Origin of the sequence: Bradyrhizobium cenepequi, assembly GCF_020329485.1 — a bacterium.
GTDB classification, from domain to species: domain Bacteria; phylum Pseudomonadota; class Alphaproteobacteria; order Rhizobiales; family Xanthobacteraceae; genus Bradyrhizobium; species Bradyrhizobium cenepequi.
The window spans coordinates 24,266-38,262 of the sequence record NZ_JAGKJI010000025.1 but is presented as its reverse complement, the minus strand read 5'-3'; the positions used below and the strand labels follow the sequence as shown (position 1 = coordinate 38,262).

Here is a 13,997-nt window from a genome sequence, read left to right as displayed (position 1 = left end):
GGCCGAAGCTCGATCTTGCAGGCGCAGCTCAGGCGCAAAGAAATGAGTGAGATCGACAAGCGCAGAAGCTGGGTTCGTCGAGCCCAAATTCCTATCGAGGTGAGGGACGGCATATAACAATGAGCCCATCTTAGTAGGCTCGGCAAACACGGCGCTGCCAGGATGCCGATCTAAAGGCTTAGCCGAGTGCCTGCATGTCCGACTTCGAAGATAGAACTGAAATAGAAAACTCGATTCAAGACTGACCGTTCTTGACCACTCAGCGGACCGTTGGCAAATCGCGAGCGACATCACCTTTGCAGCTCCCTTCCGAAAACTGCGATGCTGGCTGGGTGCTCGGTGGGTCTGTCGTGCGGGAACTGCACACGCAAAGCAAACCGGAACTCGGCCTGCGTCCGTGACGCCGGCCAAGCTGGCCGCAGATTTGTCAGCAGCAATGTTCGGCGACATGGTAGACGCAAGCCTGGTTGGATGTATGCTTAATGCGTACGTGAGGTTGTGAAGGCGCTTTCCGAGACGGCCGGACGGCCGGTCCCGTCGTGACGCCCCCGTCTAAACCATGACGCAGAATCGAAAACGCTGGTTGACCACCGTCCTCGTGCTGGTTGTTGCAGCAGGAGGCTACTTCGCCTGGCAGAAACTCGGAAGAGACAATCTTCCGGCTGGAATTGCCAGCGGCAACGGTCGTATCGAAGCCGTCGAAATCGACATTGCGGCCAAGACGCCTGGACGCATCCAGGACATCGTGGTCAGGGAGGGCGATTTCGTGACGACAGGACAAGTCCTGGCGCGCATGGACACGACCCAATTGGAAGCCCAGCTCCGACAGGCCAAGGCCCAGTTGCGTCGCGCCGGCATCGGCGTCGATACGGCCAAGAGTGTCGTGAGCCAGCGAGAGGCCGAGAAGAAAACTGCCATTGCCGTGATCGCACAGCGCAATGCCGAACTAGATACGGCGAATCGGAAATTCGAGCGATCGACGCGGCTGATAAGAACAAACGCGGTTCCGCAGCAGGTGCTCGACGACGATCGCGCTGCCGCCGAGGGAGCGAAGGCCGCAGTGGCCGCGGCGGAGGCCCAGCGTGCGGCGTCGGAGGCAGCCCTCAGCTCCGCCCAGGCGCAGGTGGTTGATGCCGAAGCGGCGGTCGATTCCGCCAAGGCCTCGATCGACAGCATCGAGGCCGACATCAATGAGGGCACGTTGAGAGCGCCGCGCGATGGCCGCGTGCAGTTCCGCGTAGCCCAACCGGGAGAAATTCTTGCCGCCGGCGGACGGGTGCTCAACATGGTCGACCTCGGCGACGTTTACATGACCTTCTTCTTGCCGACCGCGCAGGCGGGGCGCGTTGCGATCGGCGCGGATGTCCGCATCATCCTGGATGCCGCGCCGCAATGGGTCATTCCTGCCAAGGCAAGCTTCGTCGCCAACGTTGCGCAGTTCACGCCGAAAACGGTGGAAACGGAAGAGGAGCGTCAGAGGCTCATGTTCCGCGTCAGGGCCCATATCTCGCCGGATTTGCTCCAAAGACACATCGAGCAGGTCAAAACCGGCCTTCCAGGCAGGGCCTTCGTCCGCATCGACTCGAACGTCGACTGGCCGCCGTTTCTAACCGAGAAGCTGGTCAAATGAATCGGCCATCGATCGGCGATGATCGTCATCCTCCCGGCCGGGTGGTGCGGCTGGAAGCGGTCAGCCTGTCCTACGGCCAGACGCGTGCGCTCGATGCCATCACGGTCGATATTCAGGGTGGATGCATGGTCGGGTTGATTGGCCCCGACGGCGTCGGCAAGTCGAGCCTGCTCTCCCTCGTCGCCGGCGCTCGCGCCGTTCAGGAAGGGAGCGTCCAGGTGCTCGGCGGCGATATGGCTGACGCCGCGCACCGCCGGCTGACCTGTCCGCAGATCGCCTATATGCCACAGGGTCTCGGCAAGAATCTTTATCCGACGCTCTCTGTTTTCGAAAATGTAGATTTCTTCGGCCGTCTGTTCGGCCACGATAGGCGCGAGCGCGAACGCAGGATCGACCAGCTTCTCGAGAGCACGGGGCTTGCCCCTTTCGCCGGTCGGCCCGCGGGGAAGCTTTCAGGTGGGATGAAGCAGAAGCTCGGCCTGTGCTGCTCGCTGATCCATGATCCCGAACTTCTGATCCTCGATGAGCCTACCACAGGTGTCGACCCGCTTTCGCGGCGCCAGTTCTGGCAATTGATCGACGAGATCCGCGTCAGCCATCCGGGCATGAGCGTCATCGTCGCAACCGCCTATATGGAGGAAGCAGCTCGCTTTGACTGGCTGGTTGCGATGGACGAAGGCCGCCTTCTGGCTACCGGAACGCCTGCGGACCTGCTGCGGCAGACCCATGCAACCAATCTCGACGCCGCCTTTATTGCCTTGCTTCCGGAGACACAACGCCGGGCCCACAGGGAAGTGGTGATCCCGCCGCGGACGATCCAAGATGCCGGCGAGATCGCCATCGAGGCCGAGCATCTAACCATGAGGTTCGGCGACTTCACTGCCGTCGATAATGTGAGCTTTCGCATTCCTCGTGGCGAGATTTTTGGCTTTCTCGGCTCCAACGGCTGCGGCAAGACCACGACGATGAAGATGCTGACGGGACTGCTTCCGGCCAGCGAAGGTACCGCCAAGCTGTTTGGCCACGAGGTCGACCCCAGCGACATGGATGTCCGCCGCCGCGTCGGCTACATGTCGCAGGCCTTCTCGCTGTATTCCGAGTTGACGGTCCGGCAGAATCTCGAACTGCATGCGCGCCTGTTCCGGATGCTGCCCGACACGATCGCCGATCGTGTCGATGAGATGGCACGGCGGTTCGAGCTCGAAGACATCATGGGTATGCTTCCAGACGCACTGCCGCTCGGCGTGCGCCAGCGCCTTTCGCTTGCAGTCGCCATGATCCATGGCCCCGACATCCTTATCCTGGACGAGCCGACCTCCGGCGTCGATCCGGTGGCGCGCGACGGCTTTTGGCAGATGCTGTCCGACCTCTCCCGTCAAGACAACGTCACGATCTTCGTCTCGACCCACTTCATGAATGAGGCGGAGCGCTGCGACCGCATCTCGCTCATGCATGCGGGCAAGGTGCTCGTCAGCGATACGCCGCAACGACTTGCCCAGCAACGCGGCGGCGGCAGTCTCGAAGAAGCATTCGTAGCCTATTTGCAGGACGCCATTGACGCGACCGAGGTCAAGCCGTCGAACGTCGTACGCGCATCGGCGCTCGACGCTGCTGAGGCCAGTGGCCACGGCGCGACAAACAGCCCCCGAACGCACTCCTTCGATTTGCGGCGCGTTTCCGCCTATACCCAGCGGGAATCGCTCGAGCTCCGGCGCGACCCGATCCGTGCCACGCTCGCCATTCTCGGCAGTCTCATCCTGATGTTCGTGATGGGCTACGGCATCAACATGGACGTTGAGAATCTGACCTTTGCGGCCATGGACCGCGACGGGACAACGATAAGCCGCGACTACATCCTGCAAATCTCCGGATCGCGGTACTTCACGGAGATGCCGCCGATTGTCGACTATGACGATCTCGATCGCCGCATGCTCAGCGGTGAGCTGAGCCTTGCGATCGAAATTCCACCGGGCTTCGGGCGCGACGTAGCGCATGGCCGCAACGTTGAAATTGGTGCGTGGGTCGACGGGGCCATGCCCTCGCGGGCAGAGACCGTGAGAGGCTATGTGCAGGCCATGCATGCACAGTGGCTGACCGAGAGGGCACGCCAGATCTACGGCAATGCCGCCACCGTCGGCGATTTCCAACTCGCGGTCCGCTACCGCTACAACCCCGATCTCAAGAGCATCGTAGCCATGGCGCCCGGCGTGATCCCCATTCTCCTTTTGATCATACCGGCAATATTGGCGGCCCTGAGCGTCGTGCGCGAAAAGGAGCTGGGATCGATCACCAATTTTTACGTGACGCCGGTGACGCGGCTGGAATTCCTCCTTGGCAAGCAGATCCCCTATGTAATGCTCGGCATGGTGAACTTCTTGCTGTTGACAGCATTTGCGGTCTTCATCTTCCGCGTACCGTTTACCGGCAGCTTTGTTGCGTTGGCCGGCGGAGCCTTTCTCTACGTCATCATCACCACCGCTATGGGGCTTCTGATATCGGCGTTCATGAGCAGCCAGATCGCCGCGATCTTCACGACCGCCCTGCTCACCATGATCCCGGCCACCCAGTATTCTGGCTTGATCGATCCGGTCTCCTCGCTGCAAGGTGCTGGAGCCATCATCGGGCGAATCTACCCGACCGCACACTTTGTCACCATCACGCGCGGCACGTTCTCGAAAGGACTCGATCTCGCCGATCTGCCCGGCCCGTTCATAGCCCTGCTCGTGACAATCCCGATATTGCTCGTTCTAGCAACGGCGCTTCTCAAGAAACAGGCGAGCTAGAGATGCGCACCGCCAACATCGTTCAACTCGGCATGAAGGAGCTGTGGGGCCTCTTTCGCAACCCGATGATGCTGATGCTGATCGTCTATGCCTTCACGGTTTCGATCTATACCGCATCGAAGGCGCAACCCGAGACCTTGAACCGGGCTGCGCTTGCGATCGTAGACGAAGACAAGTCGCCGGTGGCGACGCGCATCATCACGGCGTTCAATCCGCCCTACTTCGCCATACCGCGTCTGATTTCACAGACGGAAATAGAGGGCCGCATGGACGCCGGTCTCGATACTTTCGCGCTCAACATCCCGCCGAACTTCCAGCGCGATATGTTGGCCCAGAGAACGCCGACCATCCAGCTCAACGTCGACGCCACCCGTATGTCGCAGGCCTTCACGGGTGCGGGCTACATCCAATCCATCGTGACCGACGAGGTGAGCGAGTTCCTGGCCCGCTACCGCTCGACCGCGCCACTTCCCATCGACCTCGCGCTGCGGGCACGATTCAACCCCGAGCTCAATAAGGGCTGGTTCGGCGCCATCAACAACGTGATCTCTTCCGTTACGATGCTGTCGATCATTCTGACTGGAGCGGCGCTCATTCGCGAGCGCGAGCATGGCACGATCGAACACCTGCTCGTCATGCCGGTGACGCCATTTGAGATCATGGCAAGCAAGATCTGGTCGATGGGCCTGGTGGTTCTGCTGGCCGCCAGCGTATCGCTGGTGTTTATCGTGCAGGGGCTACTGTCGGTACCGATCGGAGGCTCGGTGCCGCTGTTCCTGTTCGGCACGGCGCTCTACCTTTTCGCCATGACGAGCATGGGTATTTTCCTGGCAACAGTCGGGGGGAGCATGCCGCAGTTCGGCCTGCTGTTGATGCTCGTCCTGATGCCGCTTCAGATGTTATCGGGGGCTACCACGCCGCGGGAGAGCATGCCGCAGATCATCCAGGACATCATGCTCGCTGCACCGAACACCCACTTTGTCATTCTTGCCCAGGCCGTGCTGTTCCGTGGCGCCGGACTGACCGTTGTCTGGCCGCAGTTCGTCGCCCTGCTGGTGATCGGCGCGATTCTGTTCTCCTTCTCCCTTCGGAGGTTCCGAGCTTTCTTGCGGTAGGGGGCAAATGGTTGCCATGCACACTGACGGCTGACCGGGCCCGTGACGGGGATAAGGTCGGAATGAACTCCGAAGATCCGGGGGCGGTTAATGGCTCTCCGCCCGAAGCCGTGCAGTCAAAAGCGCTTCTCGGAAAGAATACGCGCAGCGTGTTGAAGCCTGTCAACAGAGCGCTCGGTGTCGGTCAGAGCGCAGCAGCTCACCAAGGTGTCGATAATGGCGAGTTGAGCTACGCGGCTGCTCATGGCCTCGGGCCGATATCGGGTTTCATTTGCGACAGTATAGAGCAGCACATCGCAATGGGCCGCGAGAGGCGACTTGCCGAGCCGCGTGATGCCGATGGTCCGGGCGCCGGCTTCCCGCGCCAATCGGGTCGCGAGCACCGTCTCAACCGTGCTGCCTGAGTGAGACACCGTGACGGTCGTGACTGACGGGCCGGTCATGCCCGCGCTGACGGCCTGGACATGAGAATCGACGACCGCGCTCGCTGCGAGCCCCAGTTGCAGCAAGCGATAGGACAGGTCCTGCGCAATTGGCGCCGAACTTCCTATGCCATAAATCTCAATCCGCTGCGCTTCCCTCAACAAGCTCGCCGCCTTCGCCAATGATTCCATTGAAAGCAGGCGGCGTGTCTCGTGGAGCGAAGCGGCGTGGGCGGCAAAGATATGATCCGTGACGGTCGCCGGATCATCGCCCCGATGCAGATCCTCCTGAATCAGACGGACCGGCTCGATCAGATCCCGCGCCAGAAGAATCTTGAGCTCCTGAAACCCCCGAACGCCCACCCGGCCGCAAAAGGAAACGATGGTGCCTTCGCTGACGCCACATGTCTCGGCAACTTCGGTAATCGACATGTGAATGAAAGAATCAGGCTGCGCGACAATCAGGTCGGCGATCTGTCTGGCTTTCGGAGGAAGATCAGACTGCAATTCACGAACGCGGGAAAGGATGCCGCTTACGGACGATCCTGCATTGAAGTTCGAGCGTGTCACCTGCGCCCTCGCTGACAACGTGGGACTTCATTTGGTTGATAGCGCAAGGTGACCGCGATTCCTCTGGCAGCGCGGAGCTTCAATTCTCGTGGGCCGCCGGCACAAGCCGGCGACGATGATGGCTCATATGTCATTCCCGCCCGCTCCCGCGTCTCTCCCTGGCGCCGTCACTCATATAGTGAGAAAAGCTCACAAAAAATTCTCTCGGAAATAAATTATTCACAGCGACGTCAAGTCGCACTGCTATTGCCGACCGGCTTGCCCGTGCAGGGAGCCAAGCCTGCACTGCAAACCGTCGTCCGTTCCTTCAACTATCAACCCAAGGTAGAATAAGAATGACAACACGTCGCGATTTTCTGGCGGGCGCCACGGCGGCGGCTGCCTTTGCCAGCATCGACCGGGCGCTGGCCATTCCGGCGAGGCGCCGGACCGGCACCATCAATGACGTCAAGCACATCGTGATCCTGATGCAGGAGAACCGCTCGTTCGACCACTATTTCGGCACACTGCGCGGCGTGCGCGGCTTCGGCGATCGCTTCCCTATTCCGCTCGAAAGCGGCAAGCCGGTCTGGTTCCAGTCCGATGGCACCCGCGAGATCCCGCCTTATCATCGCGACTCCGCGACCAGCAACGCGCTGGTCGGTTACGGCACGCCGCACTCGTTTGGCGACAGCCAGGCAGCGTGGAACCAGGGCAAGATGGGCTTCTGGGCCAAGTACAAGACCCCGTATGCGATGGGCTATTTCGGCCGCGACGACATCCCCTTCCAGTTCGCGCTCGCCGAGGCCTTCACGCTGTGCGATGCCTACCACGCCTCCATCACCACCGGCACCGACCCCAACCGGATCGTGTTCTGGTCGGGCTCCAACTTCAATCCCGCGCTGCGCGCGCAGGGCATCAACTGCACTACCAACGATTCCGAGCCCAACAACAACCGCTGCTGGCCCAACCCTCACAACTGGGTGGCCGGCCTGCCTCAGCCGCAGCCGTCCTACCGCTATGTCGGCAGCGACTTCAACTGGGACACCCTTCCCGACCTGCTGCAGCGCGCCGGCGTAAGCTGGCACATCTACCAGGACATGAACGACAACTGGACCGGCGCGATGCACGGCTGTCTGGCGTTCGCCAGCTTCCGCCACGCACAGCCGAATGATCCCAACTATGTGCACGGCCTGACCGGTGGTCCGGACTATCTGGCGAGATTGAAGGCCGACGTGATGAGCGGCAACCTGCCGCAGGTATCGTGGATCTTGCCGAGCCAGGCCAACTCCGAACATCCCGGCGGCGGCAGCCCGACCCGCGCCGGCAATTTCACCGACCAGGTGCTGGACGCGCTGACCTCCAACCCCGAGGTCTGGAGCCAGACCGTCTTCTTCCTGACCTTCGACGAGAACGACGGCTTCTTCGATCACCTGCCGGCGCCGGCGGTGCCGTCGTATGACAGCGACGGCAACCTGATGGGCAAGGCCACGATGCCGCTCGCGGGTGAATATTTCTCCAACACCGTCGGCAACGTACTGAGCGCCGACGACAAGATCAGCGGCAACATCCGTCCCTGGGGTCTTAGCGCGCGCGTGCCGATGTACGTCGTATCGCCGTGGAGCAAGGGCGGCTGGGTCAATTCGCAGGTCTTTGACCACACGTCGGTGGGCCGTTTCCTCGAGAAGCGCTTCGGCATCAAGGTGGACGCCATCAGCCCCTGGCATCGCGCCATTTCGGGCGACCTCACCACGGCGTTCGACTTCGCGAGCCCCAACGATCCCCGCTTCCCGGAGCTGCCCGACCAGAGCAACTGGCAAGCATCGGATGCGCACCAGAAGACACTGCCGGCCCCCACCGCGCCGGCAACGCCGCAGCCGCTGTTTCAGGAAACCGGCGTTCGCTTCTCGCGCGCGCTTCCCTACATTCTGCACGCCAACGCGCAGGTCGATGCCGGCAAGGGCAAGGTCAGGCTCCTGTTCGCCAACACCGGCTTTGCAGGCGCCGTGTTCCACGTCTACGACAAGATGCACCTGGATCGCATTCCGCAGCGTTACACCGTCGAGGCGGGCCAGATGCTGGACGACGAATGGGCAGTCGGGGACGATGGCCTCTATGATCTGTGGGTGCTCGCCCCCAATGGCTTCCACCGCCACTTCAAGGGCGACATCTCTACGATGCGGCACAAGAATGAGCCCAACCCCGAAATCTTCGCTGGCTACAACGTCCACGACGGCGGTCTGCACCTGCAGCTACGCAACGACGGGAATGGCCACCTGCGCTTCACGGTGAAGTCCAACAAGATCTATGGACCGCTGCTGGCCGTCAGCGCCTCGGTAGCCGCCGCAATGCAGCCGGAGCCTCCGGGTTTCGGTCCGCGTCCCAACTTCCGTCCTGTGGGCTTCGGCCCGGTGCCTGGTTTCCGGACCGCTCCCGACTTCTGCGCGCCCGGCTTCGGCTTCAATCCGCCGGTCTTCTTCCCAGGACCGGATTTCGGCGGCGGTCCGCGCACGTCGTGGGATGTCAAAGTGTCCGCTTCTGGCCGCCCCAGTGAGCTCTACTGGAATCTGCGCACCACCGGCCTGTGGTATGATTTCATCATCACCGCCGACTCGGGCAGCGGCTTCTCTCGGCGCGTCGCCGGCCATGTGGAAACCGGCCGAGCTTCGGTGAGCGATCCTGGCATGGGCGCGGACGACCGGTTCTGAAGCGGGCCGCGCGATCACCACAGCGAATTTGGAGGCGCCTTCGGGCGCCTCTTCATTTCATCTTCACCTTGTATCGTTGCAATCGATGAGCGTGCGGCACCTTGCACCCGGATTTGAATCGCTTCCCAACAGCCGGACGTCTATGCTGTCGTGATGTCGCGCCTCGTGTGTCTGTCGATTGCCATTGCCCTATCGCTGCTGCCGGTCGTAGCGGCGGCCGGGCCCGTTCATAAACGACCGGTGCCACGCTGGCACGGCTACGGATTCCTCCCGGGCTATCAGCAGCCACCGAACAACAGCCGTCCACTTTACGCCCAGAAAGGTTCGGTTTCGCGCATGGCGCGCCCCGGCCGGTACCCTTGGTACATCGATCCAGTCCCAAGATATTTCGGGTACGATGGCAACTGGCACTATTTCGGCCGGCCAGGCTTTTACGGCGGTCGCTACAATGGCGGCAGCTTCGGCCCTTGCTGGACGCGGACGCCGATCGGGCCGATCTGGAATTGCGGCTGATTGGCCTGTATGCCGCTTCTTGGGATTCAGCGGCACGATGAATTTATGAGCGCACGGCCGAATCGTCACTCGCGCCGGTCTCAGCCGGCTCAGCCTGCGCGATCTCGGCCTCGGCGATATCTCCCTTGCTGACCTCCATCGTGTCGGCGATCCGCGATTCCGCGGTCTGCTTCACATGCTCCGCGAGCGCGGGGAGGCGCTCGATCAGGGCATGAAAATCCTGGGCGTCGAGCGCGAGCAGCCTGGTCTTGCGCGTCGCCGTCACGGTGCCGGAGCGGCTGGTGCGCTTGAGCAGCGCGATTTCGCCGAAGAAGGTGCCATCGGACAGCCTGACCCGCTGGTTCGGCAATTCGATCTCCACCTCGCCCGCCGTGATGAAATACATCGAAGACGCCACGTCGCCGCGGCGGACCAACACCTCGCCCTGCTCGATGGTCTGCGCGCGCAACAGCCGCATGATGTCGGCGATCTCGGCGGCACGGAGATGAGAGAACAGCGGCACCCGCGCCAGCATGCCCCAGGTGACGACGAAATCGCGCCGGCGCACCTCGTCGGCAAAGGCGGTCGAGACGATCGCGACCGGCAGCGCGATCATGGCAATTCCGACCACGATCGCGAACACCGTGACGATCTTGCCGAGTGGCGTCGCCGGGATCACGTCGCCATAGCCGACGGTGCCGAGCGTGACGATTGCCCACCACATCGCCTGCGGGATGGTGCCGAATTTGTCCGGCTGGACGTTGTGCTCGATGGCATAGAGCAGCGAAGCGAACAGCAGCATCGCGCCGGTCAGGATCACCACGCAGCCGACCAGCGTGCGCCGCTCGGCATGCAGCGCCGCCAATAGCGAGCGCATCGCAGGCGAATAGCGCACGAGCTTGAAGAACGGCAGCATGCCGAACAGCACCACCGCGGTCTTGTCGCCCAGTATCAGCGCGATGGCCGACGGCAGGAAGGCGATGAGGTCGATAATGCCAAAGCTCGAGAACACGTATTCAAGCCGTGCCCGTGCGGCCGTCGCGGCATGCAGGGAGTGACCGGCCGCGCTCCAGATCCGCACCGCATATTCCAGCGCGAAGACGATGACCGCGCCGATCTCGATGGTCGTGAACAGCGTCCCAAACGAGGCGTCGAGCTCCGGCACCGACGCCAGGATCGCCGCCAGCACGTCGATCGCGATGATGACGACGAGCAGCCGGACCAAGTGTGAGCCGGCCGAATAAGGTAGATGATCGTGTTCGAGCAGCTCGTATAGCCGGTCCCGCAACTCCCGGGCACCGGTTGCGCGCTTGCCCGGCATGGTCGCTTACGCGCCGGCGAGCGCTTGCTCGATCGCCGACAGCGCCGCATTTGCCTTGGCGCCGTCGGGACCGCCGGCCTGGGCCATGTCGGGCCGGCCGCCGCCGCCCTTGCCGCCGAGCGCCTCCGATCCCCTGCGCACCAGATCGACCGCGTTGAAGCGCGAGGTGAGGTCGGCGGTGACGCCGACCACGATGCCGGCCTTGCCGTCTTCGGTGACGCCAACGATCGCGACCACGCCGGAACCGATCTGCTTCTTGCCGTCGTCGACCAGGCTCTTGAGGTCCTTGGTCTCGACGCCCTCGACGGCGCGCGCCAGCAGCTTGACGTTGCCGACCTCGCGCACGCCCGCACCCCCGCCGTTCGACGCGGCACCACCGCCCATCGCGAGCTTCTTGCGCGCATCCGACAGGTCGCGCTCCAGCTTCTTGCGTTCTTCCATTAATGAGGCGATGCGCGCCGGCACATCATCGATCGACGTCCTCAGCTCCTGCGCCGCGGTCTTCGCCAGCGCGATGGTGTCATTGGCGTGCTTGCGGGCATAGCGCCCCGTGAGGGCCTCGATGCGGCGGACGCCGGAAGCAACCGCGTTTTCGCCGGTGATCGAGATCAGGCCGATGTCGCCGGTGCGGCGGACATGGGTGCCGCCGCACAATTCGACCGACCAGCCAAGCGCATTCTGGCCCTGCTCGCGCGGGCCTTTGCCCATCGAGACCACGCGGACCTCATCGCCATACTTTTCGCCGAACAAAGCGCGGGCGCCGGCTTCGCGCGCGTCATCGACCGCCATGATGCGGGTGGTGACCTCGTCATTCTCGAGCACGACGTCATTGGCGATGTCCTCGACGCGGGCGAGTTCTTCCGGCGTGATCGGCTTAGGGTGCACGAAGTCGAAGCGCAACCGGTCCGGCGCGACCAGCGAACCGCGCTGGGCGATGTGATCGCCGAGCACCTGACGCAGCGCCTCGTGAATCAGGTGCGTCGCCGAGTGGTTGGCGCGGATCGACGAGCGGCGCGCATGGTCCACCTCGAGCTGCAGCGCAGCGCCGGCCTTCAACGTGCCCTGCTCCACCTTGCCGATGTGGACGAAGAGATCGCCGGCCTTCTTCTGGGTATCGGTGACGCGGAACGTGACGCCTTCGCCGGTCAAAACGCCGGTGTCGCCGACCTGGCCGCCGGACTCCGCATAGAACGGTGTCTGGTTCAGGACCACCGCGCCACTCTCGCCGGCCTTCAGGCCGTCGACCTCAGCACCGTCCTTCACCAGCGCCGCGACCACGCCCTCGGCACCCTCGGTCTCATAGCCCAGGAACTCGGTCGCGCCGAGCTTCTCGCGCAGCGGGAACCAGACGCTCTCGGTCGCGGCCTCGCCCGAACCCGCCCAGGCCGCACGTGCCTTCTCGCGCTGCCGTTCCATCGCGTCGGTGAACGACGCCTGGTCGACGCTGATGCCGCGCGACTTCAGCGCGTCCTGGGTGAGGTCGAGCGGGAAGCCATAGGTGTCGTAGAGCGTGAAGGCGGTGTCGCCGTCGAACATGTCGCCCTTTTTCAGGCCGGCGCTCTTCTCGTCCAGAATGGCAAGACCGCGCTCCAAGGTTTTGCGAAAGCGGGTCTCTTCCAGCCGCAACGTTTCTTCAATCAGTTTCTCAGCGCGCACCAGTTCCGGATAGGCCTGGCCCATCTCGCGCACCAGCGCCCAGACCAGGCGATACATCAGCGGCTCACGCGCACCGAGGAGCTGCGCGTGGCGCATCGCGCGGCGCATGATCCGGCGCAGCACGTAACCGCGGCCCTCGTTCGAGGGCAGCACGCCGTCGGCGATCAGGAACGAGGAGGCGCGTAAGTGGTCGGCGATCACGCGCAGCGATGCCTTCTGCTCGCCCTTCGGGTCGGCGCCGGTGAGATCGGCGATGGCGCGGATCAGCGAGACGAACAGGTCGATGTCGTAATTGTCGTGCACGCCCTGCAGCACGGCGGCGACGCGCTCCAGCCCCGCCCCGGTGTCGATCGAGGGCTTCGGCAGCGGATTGCGCACGCCGCCCTCGAGCTGCTCGTATTGCATGAACACGAGATTCCAGATCTCGATGAAGCGGTCGCCGTCCTGCTCCGCCGAACCGGGCGGGCCGCCCCAGACCTTGTCGCCATGGTCGTAGAAGATTTCCGAGCACGGGCCGCAGGGACCAGTCTCGCCCATCTGCCAGAAATTGTCGGAGCCGGCGATGCGGATGATGCGCGACTCCGGCAGCCCTGCGATCTTCTTCCAGAGATCATAGGCCTCGTCGTCGTCGATATAGACCGTCGCGGTCAGCTTGTCCTTCGGCAGCCCGAATTCCTTGGTCACCAGGTTCCAGGCCAGCTCGATCGCGCGATCCTTGAAGTAGTCGCCGAAGGAGAAATTGCCGAGCATCTCGAAGAAGGTGTGATGGCGCGCGGTGTAGCCGACATTGTCGAGGTCGTTGTGCTTGCCGCCGGCGCGGACGCATTTCTGCGAGGTGGTGGCGCGCTGGTACGGCCGCTTCTCGACCCCGGTGAAGACGTTCTTGAACTGCACCATGCCGGCATTGGTGAACATCAAGGTCGGGTCGTTGCGCGGAACCAGCGGCGATGACGGCACGATCTCGTGGCCGTTCTTCGCGAAGAAATTCAGAAATGTCGACCTGATGTCGTTGACGCTGCTCATAGCCATCCAACCGGAAAAGGGGCCCGGAATCCGCCACTAGATCACGATCCGATTAGACTGAATCGGATCATGATCTCATCTCTTTGTTGAGCATGATCTTTTCGGAAAACCGGTCTCCACTTTTCCGGATCATGCTCTAAAGGGTTAATCTTCCGGCCGAACGCTTTTAGACAAGGCGTACGGCGGTGTCCAGAAACTGTGCAAGCACATCATAGGCTTGCCGCAACCGCGTAAAGGGCCGTTGATAGTTGTCGCGGCTGCGTTGACAGCCTAGCCGCGCCGTGTTTCCCTCCTATCT

At 62.7% G+C, this 13,997-nt stretch carries 8 protein-coding genes; 5 read left to right on the top strand and 3 right to left on the bottom strand.

What is annotated here, in order from left to right:
* Window positions 1-559 precede the first annotated feature (559 nt).
* From J6497_RS24420 to J6497_RS24410, 3 genes are read left to right on the top strand one after another with little or no spacing between them, the layout of a single operon-like run.
* Window positions 560-1,630 (top strand): HlyD family secretion protein, encoded by a 1,071-nt coding sequence (locus tag J6497_RS24420; protein ID WP_225706833.1) that lies wholly within the window; start codon window positions 560-562, stop codon window positions 1,628-1,630.
* The gene (gene rbbA / locus J6497_RS24415; protein WP_225706832.1) at window positions 1,627-4,413 is read left to right on the top strand and encodes a ribosome-associated ATPase/putative transporter RbbA; all 2,787 of its coding nucleotides are present in this window, start codon (window positions 1,627-1,629) and stop codon (window positions 4,411-4,413) included. The genes J6497_RS24420 and rbbA overlap by 4 nt, the downstream gene beginning before the upstream one ends.
* 2 nt (window positions 4,414-4,415) lie before the next feature.
* Window positions 4,416-5,528 carry an ABC transporter permease gene (locus tag J6497_RS24410; RefSeq protein WP_225706831.1) on the top strand — a complete coding sequence of 371 codons (1,113 nt, stop codon included), beginning with the start codon at window positions 4,416-4,418 and terminating at the stop codon, window positions 5,526-5,528.
* Between the two features lie 116 nt (window positions 5,529-5,644).
* Here J6497_RS24410 and J6497_RS24405 read toward each other — a convergent pair whose 3' ends face one another.
* Window positions 5,645-6,520, bottom strand: a complete 876-nt coding sequence (locus tag J6497_RS24405) for a MurR/RpiR family transcriptional regulator (protein ID WP_225706830.1) — start codon at window positions 6,518-6,520, stop codon at window positions 5,645-5,647.
* 335 nt (window positions 6,521-6,855) lie between these two features.
* On the opposite strand from J6497_RS24405, the gene J6497_RS24400 reads away from it, so the two are divergent.
* Both J6497_RS24400 and J6497_RS24395 read left to right on the top strand, forming a co-directional pair.
* Complete coding sequence (locus J6497_RS24400; RefSeq protein WP_225706829.1) at window positions 6,856-9,207, top strand: phosphocholine-specific phospholipase C; 2,352 nt, start codon at window positions 6,856-6,858, stop codon at window positions 9,205-9,207.
* Between the two features lie 153 nt (window positions 9,208-9,360).
* A complete protein-coding gene (locus J6497_RS24395; protein WP_225706828.1) occupies window positions 9,361-9,720 on the top strand; it encodes a hypothetical protein in 360 nt (119 codons plus the stop codon).
* A gap of 43 nt (window positions 9,721-9,763) precedes the next feature.
* Here the strand turns inward: J6497_RS24395 and J6497_RS24390 are convergent, their stop codons facing one another.
* Window positions 9,764-11,020 (bottom strand): cyclic nucleotide-gated ion channel, encoded by a 1,257-nt coding sequence (locus J6497_RS24390; RefSeq protein WP_225706827.1) that lies wholly within the window; start codon window positions 11,018-11,020, stop codon window positions 9,764-9,766.
* Between the two features lie 6 nt (window positions 11,021-11,026).
* Complete coding sequence (alaS, locus tag J6497_RS24385) at window positions 11,027-13,699, bottom strand: alanine--tRNA ligase (protein ID WP_225706826.1); 2,673 nt, start codon at window positions 13,697-13,699, stop codon at window positions 11,027-11,029.
* Window positions 13,700-13,997 lie beyond the last annotated feature (298 nt).

Excerpts from the sequence above, each read along its gene's own strand:
- J6497_RS24420 (WP_225706833.1), top strand. The coding sequence starts at position 560 with ATGACGCAGAATCGAAAACGCTGGTTGACCACCGTCCTCGTGCTGGTT.
- rbbA (WP_225706832.1), top strand. The coding sequence starts at position 1,627 with ATGAATCGGCCATCGATCGGCGATGATCGTCATCCTCCCGGCCGGGTG.
- J6497_RS24410 (WP_225706831.1), top strand. The coding sequence starts at position 4,416 with ATGCGCACCGCCAACATCGTTCAACTCGGCATGAAGGAGCTGTGGGGC.
- J6497_RS24400 (WP_225706829.1), top strand. The coding sequence starts at position 6,856 with ATGACAACACGTCGCGATTTTCTGGCGGGCGCCACGGCGGCGGCTGCC.
- J6497_RS24395 (WP_225706828.1), top strand. The coding sequence starts at position 9,361 with ATGTCGCGCCTCGTGTGTCTGTCGATTGCCATTGCCCTATCGCTGCTG.
- J6497_RS24390 (WP_225706827.1), bottom strand. The coding sequence starts at position 11,020 with ATGCCGGGCAAGCGCGCAACCGGTGCCCGGGAGTTGCGGGACCGGCTA.
- alaS (WP_225706826.1), bottom strand. The coding sequence starts at position 13,699 with ATGAGCAGCGTCAACGACATCAGGTCGACATTTCTGAATTTCTTCGCG.